Origin of the sequence: Paraburkholderia sp. J10-1 (genome assembly GCF_905220165.1) — a bacterium.
Taxonomy (GTDB): Bacteria; Pseudomonadota; Gammaproteobacteria; order Burkholderiales; family Burkholderiaceae; genus Paraburkholderia.
The window spans coordinates 1,305,857-1,319,129 of sequence record NZ_CAJMYW010000001.1 but is presented as its reverse complement, the minus strand read 5'-3'; the positions used below and the strand labels follow the sequence as shown (position 1 = coordinate 1,319,129).

Below are 13,273 nucleotides of genomic sequence, written 5' to 3'. Positions count from 1 at the left end.
CCAATCGTAAATGCGTTATCCGTGTTTGCCGTATTGTGCGAATTCGACCACGAACCCTGTACTGACGACATTTCGTGTGAACAATCGCGACATGATCGTCGGGCCGCGACAGCATCCTCCGCCGCGCTACGCGAGGTGAGGTGAACCGCCTTCGCCGCATGCCCCAACAGATCAAGCGACAATCATATCTTTAGGATAACGTATGAATGATATTGCAGGATACGACTTCGAAGATCTGGCACCGGGCATGAGTGCGAGTTTCGCCAAGACCATCACCGATGCGGATATCGTGCTGTTTGCCGGCGCGTCGGGAGACAACAACGCCGTGCACATCGATGAAGAGTTTTCGCGCAAGACGCCCTTCAAGGGGCGCATTGCGCACGGCATGCTCAGTGCAAGCATTATTTCCGCCGCAATCGCCGGCCGCTTGCCTGGCCCCGGCACGATCTACCTCGGGCAGAATCTGCGCTTCAAGGCGCCCGTGAGGCCGGGCGACACGGTGCAAGCCACCGTGACGGTGCGCGAACTCATTCCCGGCAAGCGGCGCGTCGTGCTGGACACCGTCTGCACCGTGCAGGGCAAGGTCGTGATCGACGGCGACGCGCTCGTCATGCCCACTTCACGCGCGGATCGCGCTCCCGAAGAGCGTTCGGCAAACGACTTGGCGAATACTGCATTGGAACGGGCATGAGCAATCTCTTCAATATGCCCGACGAGGTCGCGCACGGATTTTCCCGCTCGGCGAAAGACTTCCTGAACGCGCTGGCCGGTATTCCCGCGAGCGCAGCCGTTGCGCCAGCCGTGTTGCAGGAAGCCGGTTCTCGCTACTGGGGGCAGCAGTGGACGCTATGGACGAACATGCTGAACCTGCAGCCTGCAGGCAGCGAGGCATGCCGCGACCAGCGGTTTCGGGCGGACGAGTGGACCAGCAACACCTGGTACAGCCTGCTGCGGCAGAGCTACCTCGCCAATGGCGGCCTGCTCGAAGACATGATCGGCGCGACAGGCTATAACGAACGCGAAAAGCACAGACTGCGCTTTTTCATGCGCCAGATCATCGATGCTGCGAGCCCCACGAACTACGCCGCCACGAACCCGGAGGCGATCCGCATGGCCATCGAGTCGAACGGCGAAAGCCTTCGTACGGGCATGACCAATCTGATTGGAGACCTCGCCCGCGGCACCATTACGATTACCGACGAGGCCGCCTTCGAGGTGGGTCAAAACGTTGCTGTGTCCAAAGGGGCGGTTGTCTTCGAGAACGCCCTGTTTCAGTTGATCCAGTACGCGCCGCTTGGCACGCACGTAGCCAAACGTCCGTTGCTCATCGTGCCGCCTTGCATCAACAAGTTCTATATTCTCGACCTGCAGCCTGAAAACTCGTTTGTTCGCTTCGCAGTCGAGCAGGGACAAACGGTATTCATGGTGTCGTGGCGCAACCCCGACGCGCAAACCGCGCATACGACGTGGGACGACTACCTGGAATCGGGCGTGATGGAGGCGATCGATATCGCCCTTGCCATTACCGGTGCGGACAAGGTCAACACGGTAGGCTGGTGCGTGGGCGGTACGATCCTCTCTTCGGCGCTTGCGGTGATACGCGCGCGCGAAGAAGAAAAGGTTGCGAGCCTGACGCTGCTGACGACCATGCTCGACTTCACCGATCCGGGCGACCTCGGTGTATTCATCGACGAGCAAACCGTGTTGCAGCGTGAGCGGGCGATCGGAAGCGGCGGCATCTACCCGGGGCGGGAACTCGGCTTCGTGTTCCAGATGCTGCGCGCCAACGATCTGATCTGGCCTAACGTGATCAACAACTATTTGAAGGGGAAAAGCCCGGCGGCTTTCGACCTGCTGTACTGGAACGCGGATAGCACCAACCTGCCCGGCCCGATGTACACCTGGTATTTGCGCAACATGTACCTTGAAAACAACCTGCGCGTGCCCGGTAAGCTCACCATGTGCGGCGTTCCGGTCGACCTCGGCCGCATCGACATGCCGGCCTATGTGCTGGCGACCCAGGAGGATCACATCGTTCCGTGGAAATCGGCGTGGCGCAGCACCCAGCTTCTTGGCGGGGAGACCCAGTTCGTGCTCGGGGCAAGCGGACATATCGCTGGCGTCATTAATCCGGCGACAAAGAACAAACGGTGCTACTGGGCAGGCGGCGATGTGAACAGCAATCCGGCAAGTGACGCCGATGGTTGGTTCGCCTCTGCGCAGCAGGCTTCAGGCACATGGTGGAACCACTGGATCGCCTGGCTGCAACCGCACGCGGGTGGGCGAGTCAAGGCGCGCACAAAGCTTGGAAGTGCGAAATTCCAGCCGACCGAGCCCGCGCCCGGGCGTTACGTCAAGACGCGCTCGAGTTGAGCGACGCGTGCGAGCAGTCATCGCACGTGCTACGCGGCCCTGACTAACTCACGCTCGCCAAACACATGGCGATGTTCCAAACCACGCAACTCGTGTTAGAGGGGGCGGCCTTTCGCCGTGCCCCGCTACCGGGCTTTCCGGAATGGCGGCTTCGTCGCGACGACACGTATTTACCATCGTCAACTCAACGCGCATACCGTTGGCCAATCCGCTGCGCACCATTGACCCAAACCCATGAACGGGTTGACACGCCGAGCGCAATTTCCTGACTACACTTCATAGGCACGGGCGCACAAGCATGACCTCCTGGATGCAACGGTGCTTCCAGTGCGGTCACTTTATGCGCCGCGATTCGCGCCATCCTGGTGCGATGTCTATGGGAAATACGGCGTATGTCCAAAAGCCGGATTCGTGCAGCACTCATCGGTGTCTTCGTCGCCGCCATTGCGCCCGCCAGTCACGCGCAATACACGACCGACTGGCTCGCCAACACGTTTGGCACGCTCGCCGCCCACGTTGGTAACGGCGCACGCTCGATGTGGGTTGCGCCCGAGGGGGTCATCTACACGTCATCGCGCTGGGACGAAAATGCGGGCGGCGTAGCGCTCTATCAAAACGGCGCCGCGCGTGGCACCGTCGGGGCGCACGACGAATTTCAGGGCAGTGCCATTACCGGCAACGCGACGTCGATCTTCGTCGCGCTCGGTTACAGCCGCGCATTCGGCAGCGGCTCCGTGGGCCGCTACAACCGGAACGCGAATGCGCGCGACCTGCGCATTGCAGTCAGCACCTGGACCGGAATCCAGAATGCAGACGTAATCACGGGTCTCGCAACAGCGGGCACACTGCTCTACGCCAGCGACTACTACGGCAACCGCGTACGCGTGTACACGACCGACGGCGTCTGGCAGCGCGACATCGGCGTGCAGCAACCCGGCGCACTTGCCATCGACGGTGCCGGCAACGTTTGGGTGGCGCGCGAAAACGCTGGCGTGCTCGCGCAGTTCAGCCCAAGCGGCGCACTGCTGAACACGATCCAGATGGCCGCGAGCGCCCGTCCATCGGCGCTCGATTTCGACGCACCGACGAATCAGCTGCTGGTTGGCGACCAAGGGCCCGACATGAACATCAAGTGTTACACCCTGACCGGTGTGCCGGCGCTGGTCGGCACCTTCGGCGTGCAGGGCGGCTATCTCGACACCACCACGGGCATCAAGGGGCAAGTCGGCGACAAGCGCTTCATGCGCGTCGTCGGGATCGGCAAGGACGCAGCCGGCAATCTCTACGTGCTCAATAACGCGTGGGGTGGCGACTGGGATCTCGGGCGCAACGGCAGCACCGACATTCATTCGTACAACTCAACGGGCACGCTGCAGTGGACATTGCAGGCGCTCAATTTCGAAGCCATCGCGGCGCCCGACCCGGCAACGGACGGCGCGAACTTCTACAGCGGCAACACCATCTACACCGGTACGTCAGGCGGCACGTTCGTCGCGAACACGATCGATCCGTTCACCTGGCCGACCGATCCGCGACTGAACATGAGCGACTATCAGCGCGGCCAGTTTTTCGGCCAACTCGTCGTGGTGGGCGGCAACCGCATTCTCGTCGCCTCCGGTCAGAATCCCGACACGTTCAACTTCTTTCATTTCCAGCCGTCTAGCGGGTATATCGCCATTCCCGACGGCTCGATTCCGGGCAAGGCGTTCAATACGAATACGAAGGTGACGGGCGGCTTCGCGATCGACGGCAATGGCGACGTCTGGGCCGGTCTCGACCGCACCAACCAGATATTCCACTACCCGCTAGCGGGCTTCGACGCGAACGGCAAACCGTCATGGGGCCCAGCCAGTACGATCCAGATTCCGCGCACCGTGCGGCCGCTCACGCGCATTGTTTATCAAGCGGACAGCGACACGATGATCCTCGCGCAAGGCATTGCGGGAAGCTGGGACTGGACGGCGATGAACGGTCACATCGAGGTCTATCACGGCTGGAAAGCGGGCAACACGAGCGCGCCGGGTCCGGTGATCGATCTCACGAGTCCGAATCCGAAATCGATCGCGGCGGCCGGACACTATCTGTTCGTCGGCTACGTGCATACGGTGCCGAATATCGACGTGTTCGACCTCGACACCGGCAGTCTCGTCACGACGCTGACGAACTCGAATCCAGCCGCAATCGATGTCGGCAACGACGTGGATTCGATGTATGGCATACGCGCGTACCTGCGCTCGAGCGGCGAATACGTGATCACGAAAGACAATTACAACGGATCGAGCATCGTGGTTTATCGCTGGCACCCGTAACCGCATGGCCTTTAATCGCGCAAGCTGTTCGACGAGCGCGACGCGATCCAACGACCCATTGTCGGACGCTTCGCGCTCGGTGCGATGGTTAAGGCGATGCGGGTCGCCAACAATGTACGTGCGCTGAAGCGGCACATGTTCGAGTCGGAAAACCGGTTTCGCGGCAGCGAAGATGCACGCGCAGTGACTCCGCATTAGGGCACGCTGCCGGGCCTGACCCCGCGCAGGCATGTGGGGCGTCTGGTTCGCGCGTTGAAAGCGCTTTGTTCGCGCGCTACCGTCCCCTGCCGTGGGCGTCCCTTCCCCGCCATTCGCTAGCATTTCTTCGCCAACGCACCCCATCGCAACGGTTAGCCCCGACAATCCATATAAGGCGGCTCCGCGTTGACCGCGCGAGTGGATCATATGAATCGTATTGCTTCGTAATGCGAATCAAGTAGTGGATGACTTGCGTTTCAAGTCATCGCGCTTTGCAGCGATACGTTATTGCGCTCCGCTAGTAACCGGCGGGGCCGCAACGACGATAGTTGCTCTGAACAATGCCGACGACGCACCAGGGGAGCGAGTCGAGGTATATCGCTTGCGCGCCTGTGGAGCGACGCGCGGAGCGGCTTTGCGCGAGCCAGACGCGGTTTTTGAGTCGGCTTGCGCGAAATTGGGGGGGACGATGAACCGATCAATCAAGCAGGCCGTGGTCTGGGTGCTCGTTTTAGCCCTGTCGGGCGCGGCCTATGCTGCGGCCGGTGGTAATGGCGGTGGTAATGGCGGTGGGAACGGCGGTGGTAATGGTGGCGGGAACGGCGGTGGGAACGGCGGTGGGAACGGCGGCGGGAACGGCGGTGGGAACGGCGGTGGGAACGGCGGTGGTAATGGTGGCGGGAACGGCGGCGGGAACGGCGGTGGTAATGGTGGCGGGAACGGCGCAGGCGGTGGCCACGGCTCTGGGTCGGGCTCTGGGTCGGGCTCTGGGTCGGGCTCTGGGTCGGGCTCTGGGTCGGGCGCTGGCTCCGGCTCCGGCTCAGGCTCCGGATCGGGCTCAAGCTCTGGATCGGGCTCCGGATCAGGTGCGGGCGGCTCGGGTTCAGGCAGCTCCGGCGCAGGTAGCTCGGGTGCGGGCGGCTCCGGCGCGGGCAGCTCAGGCGCAGGCAGTTCGGGTGCGGGCGGCTCCGGCGCGGGTAGCTCCGGCGCAGGCAGTTCCGGCGCGGGTAGTTCTGGTGGTGGCAGTTCTGGTGGAAGCAGCGCTGGCGCAAGCGGTTCCGGCGGAAGCAGCTCCGGCGCAGGCAACTCGGGGGCGGGTAGCTCCGCGGGCGGCGCGAGTGCAAGCGGGCCTGGCGGACATCTGGGCCGCAGCTCATTTGGCGTGAGTACACCTTCGGCCGTAGTCGAAATAGTGCCACCTCGCCCACCCGCGCCGGTTATGAACGCGTACGACCCACCGTCGCACGTCCCCGATTCGGACGCCCCCAAGAGCGCGGCGGCGGTGCCCGCGCCACCCAGGAGCGACTACGCCGCGCCAACGAACGTGACCCCTTCGGTCCGAAGCACGACCGCCGGGGCAGCCACTACGCCGATTGCACACAACGCCCCGCCGCCGGCTGTCTTGGCCCCTGTTGCGGTACCGAGGCCCACTGCCGCTGCGGCGGCGACCGATTACGGTCCGCCAGCCATAACCGGCACGGGCAGCGGCGCCGGTCCCGCACGGGCTTCGAACAACTACGGCCCGCCGGCCGGTATGACCGGCGTGGCCAAAACGGGTTTCGCGGTGGATACGGGCGGCTACGAGCCGCCGATACTCACCCCAACGCGCAGCGGCAAGGGAGCACAGGAGGCTCCCGACGAGCCAGCGCAGTGACGTGCGGCCCAGGTTCGGCGCGAGGTCGTGCGCCTGTCGAGAGCGCTCGCCATGACCGCATCGCTTTGGTATCGGCACGGCGCAGCGTTACCGTGCCGAATGCACAGACGTCGGTGTCGAACCGCGTGAAGACCGACGCGCCGTTCAGCGCGAATCGCAATCTGTTCGCGACAACCGGTGAGAATCTCAACAATCTTTACCGATTGATCGTCCAAACGATGCCTCGCACGCGAGCCTGAACGATCTCCCACCGACGCGCACCGCAAAAACCCGGCTCGTGCGTGGCAAAGACACGTGCAATCGAGCTACACGAATTCACGACAACGTGGCGGGCCCTGCGGCAAACAACCGCACCCCAACGCCGCATCGCGCGGGGCCATGCAATCCGTACGCATCGTAGACTGTGCGTTTCGACGCTCGTCGCCCCGGAACGCCGTCGTGCCCATTCACTATCTGCGCAGCTTCACCTCCGTCGAACGCACCGAGCAGGCCAACCTGCGGCTCGGCCGCGCACTGGCCTGGGTCGCCGGCGCGATCAATGCCGGCGGGTTCCTTGCCGTTGGGCAATACACGTCGCACATGTCGGGCATCGTCTCGTCTCTTGCCGACAGCGCCGCGCTCGGCAATAGCGCCATCGCGTTGTCCGCAATCAGTTCCGTCCTTGCCTTTGTGAGTGGCGCCGCGACTTCCGCCATTCTGATCAACTGGGGACGCCGCCGTTGCGCGCGCAGTGTCTACGCACTGCCGCTCATGCTCGAAGCCGCCCTGCTCCTGTGCTTCGCCGCGCTCGGCGCGAATCTCGAGATTCATCGTGTTCTCTTCGTGCCGCTGACGGTTGCCGTGCTCTGTTACGTCATGGGCGTGCAAAACGCCATGATCACGAAAATCTCGCACGCAGAAATCCGCACAACGCATGTGACTGGCATCGTGACCGATCTGGGCATTGAATTGGGGAAGGCGCTGTACTGGAATTGGGGCGTACCGGCTTCAGGATCGGAGCACGTGGCAGCCGATATGCAGCGCGTACGCGTACTCGGTTCCCTGCTCGGCATGTTTTTGCTTGGCGGAACGCTAGGCGCACTGGCGTTCCGCCATTTCGGATTTGCCGCGGGCGTGCCTTTGTCGATGCTGCTGGTGGTCCTTGCCAGCGTTCCGGTCACCGACGATTTGCGTCGCCTGCCGCTGCGCGACCTTTTTTGAGGACGACGTCGGTCTGACTGCCGATATCAGGCAACTTATTCGCTTATCAGAAACTTGTCGCGATTCTTCGCGTCCTTGATCCAGTTCGGTGCGCGGCCCCTGCCGGACCAGGTCGCGCCGCTTGCGGGATCGCGATACTTCGGGGCCGCCGCGTGATGCAAAAGCCCCGGCCTGCCACGGCGACTACCAAAGATGTCCTGCTCCGTGTAACCGAATTCGGCCACCTTTGCGCGGATATCGGCGAGAACCGACTCGAACTCTTGCTGACGGGCAATCGCCGCTTGAGCCTCGAGTTCCGCGAGTTGCGCTTTGAGTTCCTTGTACGTTGCCACGAATCGTCTCCTGCACGTGGACACCATTCGCTAATCATAGTGGCTTTCGCGCGCGCCCCCTCTCAACGTGATCGCACGATCTTTGCGGCGGCGAAACCAGGCGGGCGCGGCAGATCGGTCAGGCTGCGACGAAGACGACTGCCCCCACGTCGGCGACCTGAGCGAACAACCGTACAAAACGATAGCTTTGCGCCTGGATAGTCAGTTCGTTGAGCCCGGAGCGCGTGCCCTCCAGTATCGCCCGGGCCACCGGCTCTGGAATTGCGCCAAGGTGCGCCCACTCCTCCTGCAACAGAGCGGGGTCACCCAGATACACCTCGCTTTTGCCGCCAGGCGTGCGAACGAGAATCAGGCTTCCCCCCTTGTCGAGTGCAAGCTCCAGATACTCTGACAAGGTAGCCAACGCCTCTGTGTCGACATCGTGGGAGGCATGTGAGTTCGAAGTCATAGGGTGACCACGCTGAGTAATGTTTCACTCACTATCGTACCCCTGCTCCTGCACATGCGCCTGAATTTGGCACGGGTGCAGGATCAGGGATGCAACCCGAACATACCGTGCCAGATCGCACTAAAGAGGTTTGCGTGACGGCGATCGTCGGCATTTTGCGACGCTTCGTCGCCTGCACGATGCGTTGCAGATGGCTGCATTGCCTCGTCCGGTTCCCCGGCTTCGCGCGGCGTGGCGTTGTCCGCCTGACGCGAAAGGTGCAGCGCGAGCGCACCGTCGGCAATACGCCCGGCCAACTGGGTTTCGCAATCGCCTGCGAGCAGTGCGCCAAACACGACGTCGCGGTTGTAGCCCTGCTCGGCAAAGCGCATGGCCACGGCCACGTAACGCGCGTACGCCTCCTGGCGCGCCGCCTCCTGCAAACGCGCCTGTTCCTCCTGCTCACGGGCAAGGCGCCCCATCTCCTCGGCATAGACCGCGTCATAGACGCTGCGCTGCACCGGATCGGAAAGAATCGCGTAAGCCTCCGTGATCTCCTGGAACTGCGCATGGGCAGAGGCTTCGCGTCCCATATTACGGTCGGGATGCGCTTTCATCGCGGCCCTGCGGTAGGCCCGCTTGATGTCCGCGTCGCTCGCGTCGTCGCTTACGCCCAGCAAGTCATACAACGTCGCCATGGCTCGCACAAATTGAAGTGAGATGCCGTCGATCGTAGCATGTCGTCCGCGGACACACCGGTCGAGCGTAGGCAATCGATCAATTATCCTAAGCAAATGGGCATCGATTGAAGACCTCTGCCCGCAGCGCCATCGCAGCACGAGGCGGCTCAGCGTCGAACGCGTGTCCAGCGACACCAATCGTGGTGATCGAGATTGCGCAGCAAATCGGCCCGGCGCCGTTCGCGGCGGTAGTGAGCGGTGACACTAACTGCGGCTATCACAAGCACGATCGTGCCGGCAGCCATCCCCAGCCAGGACTGGTCCACGTCAGCCTCCTCAGATCCATGCGGATCGCAACCCATTTGTGAGCAACGCACTCTGAATATAGCCGGTTCATGTGACAGGCTATGCGGTCTCGACCGCCAATCAGCGCACTCGGGCAACCGCTCTCAGAAGCGCATCGCCTTGAGGCGTCACTCGGGGCGTTGGGAAACCCGAATCGGGCGTATCGACAATAACCAGATGAAGGTCGCGAAGCGCCCAGAGTTCCTCGCGGTCCGGCTCGATACGTCCGGGCGCATTCTTTATCAGCATCAACGTGGCAAGTTCGTGGGGGCTCAACATGTTATTTCCCTCCCGCATGATCCCGCTTTTTTCTGCTTCGCATTGGATCGCGCCAGTGAGCGCACTCGTCGCTCGAACGCGATGCGCGCTATCTCAGCTTTGCCGCCGTTTCCGCCGCGATTTCCATATATGCGCGCGTGTAGCCAGCCGTCTGCGAAGCGACCCACGGCAACATATCGACCTGGTTGCGGACCAGTTGCTCCGGCGTCTGCGCCGACATGATGCCTTCGAAATGCTCTCGGGACCCAGCGAATATCGACCTGCAAGTCGCGAGATTCAGGCGTGCCAGTTCACAAAAACCGTCGAACAGATGAGCGCTCATCGTAGTGATATTTGCGGCCCATGGTCCGCTTTCCCCGGTTGCGAATTGTTGATTAGACATACTAATTTATCCCCCGTGTATTCCATCAATCGTTATGTCTGTATCGACCGCGCTTGATGTATGGCTTCGCAACGCAAGAGACGTTGCCCGTTCAGAGACGAATGCCGGCGTCGATCTAGAGCCTTCATTCTAACTTTGTTAAATCCGCGAGATGACCAGGGATTGAGTCAGGAGTTTCCCCAATTCATTACGCAAACTCGTTGACCCCGAACTATGACGGAGGCGAGTTTCGAACAGGCATGCGGAAAATTGACTTGTCAGATTGGATTTAAGCCAGTCAGACAAGAAAGGGCGAACCACAGGTTTTGCAGCGGGGATGACGCAAGACGTCAAACAAGACAGCGCCGCGATGAGAAGTCAACGTAAGCGTTTGGCCAATGCTGTGCTCTGATGCAAATCAAACCAAGGTGAGTTGGCAGATCAATGTGCGCCAACTTTCACCGCATTGCGTTGCGCAAGCAGCTCGCGTATGCGCGCCAGATGCAGGTCGCCGACGGCCGTATGGACGGGCTCGATCTTGCGGGTACGACGTGCAGAAGGAGGCCACGCACCCAGGTAGCGGCACAGCGCGGAAACGAACGGCCGCTTCCCTCCGCCAGCAAGCCGTTGGGCCGCCGCCGCAACGCGATCCGCACCTACATTTGCGAGCAGCCATTCAAACGCCTGACGGTCTTCGTCGTTCACAATGCGGATTGGCGATTTCATGCGACGCTCCTACTGGACGTAAACACATACTGTTAATTTATACAGTATTTTGCGTCAGTGCAAGGAAAGATCGGAAATCGCCCAGTGAGTGACCGCCACTGACATTTTTGAGGGGTTTACTTGGCCGCTCGATTGGTCTGACGAGCTCCGGCCACAAGACCCACGGCGATCGGCTACCGGACAAGTCGACGCCGGGGAACCCAAGAAAAATGCAGAAGCGGATGCAACGCCAAGGAGGCGCGACCGCGGTCCAGTTAGGGTCTCGCGCCCAGCAATCTGCTGTGCTTTTCCGCATCAGCAAATGCTCGATCAAGGCAGCAACGCCGACGCGGCGAAATGGGCAAGACAAGGCACACCGCGCGCGCTGTTCGATCGCGATCTCACAGTGCAGCACCGATTCACGACGCTCGCGCGGAAAATCGCAGCTGTGGCCGATCCGCTCTCTCATCTCGCAGCCGGCTTGCCGCGCTGATCAATCCATAGTCGAGCCCGGCGTGAGGCGTACGCGACGGCGTGATCGGCCTCGAAAAAGTAATCGAGCGCTTCGAAACAAAACGACGATTCAAGCGCGGGCGAGCTGTTCTCGATGGTCAGGTTCGCCGCATAGCGTCCGCTTGGCAACGCATGCGCGGACGGTTCGACGTTGTATCCCTTGTATCGCATGAAGGGTTCTGTGAGCACACTGGCGGACAGGAGCGCCCGCGGCCTTTCATAGCAGTGCGCGAATCGCGCGGAGCCAAAGAATGCTTTGACGATAGCAAATCAGCGTGAGCCTCACTTCGTCATCACGCTGTGCTTCGCGCCAGCGTGCTTCGATTCAACGCAAAGCACATATGGTTTGCGCAAATCGTTATTTTCCGGCGCCCTGGATTCAGGATTCGCGTTGCTCGAACACAGCGTCGCGCACATAAACCGTTGCGATGATCAATCCAATATAAAAAACCGCCACGTTGTGCGCGGCGGGTAACTCCACTTCAGGGTGTCCCGGAGAAGACCCCATGATCGTATCCATGCGGTTCACGCGCGTGAACCGACGGATCGATATAAGCAAATAACGGGGCCGGCTTGAGAGCGCCTGTCGCCTAGAAGCGATGCGTCATCCCGAAAATGGCCGCAACCGCGTGGCTCGTGCTCGAGTACGTCGAGCCGCTGAAGTTCGCCACGGCGGCCTTGCCGGTCGAATCCGTCCCCGCAGCAGCTTGATAGAAGCCATCCGCATAGAGCGACGTGCGCTTCGTGATCGCGTAGGTCGCGCCCAGGTTCACCTGGTTGTAATGGGCACTGTCGTAGTTGCCGGCGCCGCTGTTGTGGGTATAGATATAGGCTGCGGCAAGCGTCAGGCTGGGATTGACTGCGTACTTGACGTTCAGTTCTCCCGAATTGAACGTGGCCGTACCACCATGGTATTGCGTGCCGTAGCTTCCGCCGGCGTTGACCTCGCCGAGATTCTGGAACTGCGTGTTCGAATACAGCACCGCCACCGTTACCGTCCCGAGCACGTACGAGCCGCCCGCAGTCACGATCTGCTGGGAACCGGCCGACGCATAGCCGCCAAAAATGCGGCTTGGCATGTTGTTGTTGGTTCCGGTGGCGGAGGTCGAGGAGTTCCCCTGATTGCCGAAGGTCGCGTAGTACGGGTCCTTCGTGAACATGTAGCTCGCGCCTAGTTTGACGGGCCCGTTGGCATACGCGAGCGCCACGTCCTTGACGGAGTTCTGGCCGAAGTTGCCGGCAACATTGCCGAAACTGTAGAGCACGCCGAGCGTGAAGCCGCCGACGTTCGGGCTCGTGTACTTCACGGCGTTCTGGATGCGGTTGGACGTATCGACGTTGTCGACGTCGGCAGCGCGCGTGCCGTAACCGAGTCCCGAAGCGGCCCAGTCCGCACCCGAGGCAAACGAGCTTGTTGCGTCGTTGCTGGCCGAGTACTGCCGCCCGGCGGTGACAGTACCCCACGTCACGCTGCTCAGGCCCACGAATGCCTTGCGTCCGAACAGCAGGCCGCCCTGCCCCAGTGCGCCGGTACCCACCGTGAAGCCGTTTTCGATATCGAAAATTGTCTTGAGGCCGCCGCCGAGATCCTCGGCGCCGAGCAGGCCCCAGCGCGACGACGTGCCGGACGACAGGCCGTACAGCGCCCCGCCCTTCACATTGTTGTTGTACAGGAAGCCGGCATCGACAATGCCGTAAAGCGTGACGCTGCTTTGCGCGTGCGCGGCGCCGGCAACGAGGCCGAGCGAGAGAGCCGCTGCGCTGAACTTGTTGAATTTCATCTGCGATGAGTTCTTCGGTGATTGTGGACTAGTCGACAACGTGCGTGTGTAAGTGCAGCGGACCGGCATGAAGATGCGGCGGCGATCAGCAAAGTGCTGCCTTGCCGAATCCGCGG

The 13,273-nt window shown here is 61.6% G+C and carries 15 protein-coding genes; 5 read left to right on the top strand and 10 right to left on the bottom strand.

Features of this window, described 5'->3' with window-relative positions:
- Positions 1-202 precede the first annotated feature (202 nt).
- From U5A65_RS05780 to U5A65_RS05770, 3 genes are all read left to right on the top strand, one after another.
- Complete coding sequence (locus tag U5A65_RS05780; RefSeq protein WP_321945726.1) at positions 203-691, top strand: MaoC family dehydratase; 489 nt, start codon at positions 203-205, stop codon at positions 689-691.
- Positions 688-2,373, top strand: coding sequence for a class I poly(R)-hydroxyalkanoic acid synthase (locus U5A65_RS05775; RefSeq protein WP_321945725.1), 1,686 nt, complete (start codon positions 688-690; stop codon positions 2,371-2,373). The genes U5A65_RS05780 and U5A65_RS05775 overlap by 4 nt, the downstream gene beginning before the upstream one ends.
- Positions 2,374-2,765: 392 nt before the next feature.
- A complete protein-coding gene (locus U5A65_RS05770; protein WP_321945724.1) occupies positions 2,766-4,682 on the top strand; it encodes an SMP-30/gluconolactonase/LRE family protein in 1,917 nt (638 codons plus the stop codon).
- A 709-nt stretch (positions 4,683-5,391) separates the two neighbouring features.
- Here U5A65_RS05770 and U5A65_RS05765 read toward each other — a convergent pair.
- On the bottom strand, positions 5,392-5,619 hold the full coding sequence (locus U5A65_RS05765) for a hypothetical protein (protein WP_321945723.1): 228 nt from the start codon (positions 5,617-5,619) through the stop codon (positions 5,392-5,394).
- 663 nt (positions 5,620-6,282) lie between these two features.
- On the opposite strand from U5A65_RS05765, the gene U5A65_RS05760 reads away from it, so the two are divergent.
- Positions 6,283-6,534 (top strand): hypothetical protein, encoded by a 252-nt coding sequence (locus tag U5A65_RS05760; RefSeq protein WP_321935941.1) that lies wholly within the window; start codon positions 6,283-6,285, stop codon positions 6,532-6,534.
- A gap of 438 nt (positions 6,535-6,972) precedes the next feature.
- Positions 6,973-7,734: a YoaK family protein gene (locus U5A65_RS05755; protein WP_321911129.1), complete on the top strand. Its 762-nt coding sequence runs from the start codon at positions 6,973-6,975 to the stop codon at positions 7,732-7,734.
- Positions 7,735-7,769: 35 nt separating this feature from the next.
- Here U5A65_RS05755 and U5A65_RS05750 read toward each other — a convergent pair whose 3' ends face one another.
- The 9 genes from U5A65_RS05750 to U5A65_RS05710 form a co-directional block, all read right to left on the bottom strand.
- Positions 7,770-8,066, bottom strand: a complete 297-nt coding sequence (locus tag U5A65_RS05750) for an H-NS histone family protein (RefSeq protein ID WP_321945722.1) — start codon at positions 8,064-8,066, stop codon at positions 7,770-7,772.
- A gap of 118 nt (positions 8,067-8,184) precedes the next feature.
- A complete protein-coding gene (locus U5A65_RS05745) occupies positions 8,185-8,460 on the bottom strand; it encodes a hypothetical protein (RefSeq protein ID WP_321911131.1) in 276 nt (91 codons plus the stop codon).
- A 137-nt stretch (positions 8,461-8,597) separates the two neighbouring features.
- Complete coding sequence (locus tag U5A65_RS05740) at positions 8,598-9,368, bottom strand: J domain-containing protein (RefSeq protein ID WP_321945893.1); 771 nt, start codon at positions 9,366-9,368, stop codon at positions 8,598-8,600.
- Positions 9,369-9,599: 231 nt separating this feature from the next.
- Positions 9,600-9,797, bottom strand: coding sequence for a hypothetical protein (locus U5A65_RS05735; RefSeq protein WP_321911134.1), 198 nt, complete (start codon positions 9,795-9,797; stop codon positions 9,600-9,602).
- A gap of 88 nt (positions 9,798-9,885) precedes the next feature.
- On the bottom strand, positions 9,886-10,119 hold the full coding sequence (locus U5A65_RS05730; RefSeq protein ID WP_321945721.1) for a phasin family protein: 234 nt from the start codon (positions 10,117-10,119) through the stop codon (positions 9,886-9,888).
- A 480-nt stretch (positions 10,120-10,599) separates the two neighbouring features.
- A complete protein-coding gene (locus U5A65_RS05725; protein ID WP_321911138.1) occupies positions 10,600-10,884 on the bottom strand; it encodes a hypothetical protein in 285 nt (94 codons plus the stop codon).
- A gap of 444 nt (positions 10,885-11,328) precedes the next feature.
- Positions 11,329-11,547 carry a hypothetical protein gene (locus tag U5A65_RS05720; RefSeq protein ID WP_321945720.1) on the bottom strand — a complete coding sequence of 73 codons (219 nt, stop codon included), beginning with the start codon at positions 11,545-11,547 and terminating at the stop codon, positions 11,329-11,331.
- Positions 11,548-11,755: 208 nt separating this feature from the next.
- Positions 11,756-11,896, bottom strand: a complete 141-nt coding sequence (locus U5A65_RS05715) for a hypothetical protein (protein ID WP_321935949.1) — start codon at positions 11,894-11,896, stop codon at positions 11,756-11,758.
- Between the two features lie 70 nt (positions 11,897-11,966).
- On the bottom strand, positions 11,967-13,157 hold the full coding sequence (locus U5A65_RS05710) for a porin (protein ID WP_321911141.1): 1,191 nt from the start codon (positions 13,155-13,157) through the stop codon (positions 11,967-11,969).
- Positions 13,158-13,273: the final 116 nt, after the last annotated feature.

Excerpts from the sequence above, each read along its gene's own strand:
- U5A65_RS05710 (WP_321911141.1), bottom strand. The coding sequence starts at position 13,157 with ATGAAATTCAACAAGTTCAGCGCAGCGGCTCTCTCGCTCGGCCTCGTT.
- U5A65_RS05780 (WP_321945726.1), top strand. The coding sequence starts at position 203 with ATGAATGATATTGCAGGATACGACTTCGAAGATCTGGCACCGGGCATG.
- U5A65_RS05770 (WP_321945724.1), top strand. The coding sequence starts at position 2,766 with ATGTCCAAAAGCCGGATTCGTGCAGCACTCATCGGTGTCTTCGTCGCC.
- U5A65_RS05725 (WP_321911138.1), bottom strand. The coding sequence starts at position 10,884 with ATGAAATCGCCAATCCGCATTGTGAACGACGAAGACCGTCAGGCGTTT.
- U5A65_RS05735 (WP_321911134.1), bottom strand. The coding sequence starts at position 9,797 with ATGTTGAGCCCCCACGAACTTGCCACGTTGATGCTGATAAAGAATGCG.
- U5A65_RS05775 (WP_321945725.1), top strand. The coding sequence starts at position 688 with ATGAGCAATCTCTTCAATATGCCCGACGAGGTCGCGCACGGATTTTCC.
- U5A65_RS05715 (WP_321935949.1), bottom strand. The coding sequence starts at position 11,896 with ATGGATACGATCATGGGGTCTTCTCCGGGACACCCTGAAGTGGAGTTA.
- U5A65_RS05730 (WP_321945721.1), bottom strand. The coding sequence starts at position 10,119 with ATGAGCGCTCATCTGTTCGACGGTTTTTGTGAACTGGCACGCCTGAAT.
- U5A65_RS05720 (WP_321945720.1), bottom strand. The coding sequence starts at position 11,547 with ATGCGATACAAGGGATACAACGTCGAACCGTCCGCGCATGCGTTGCCA.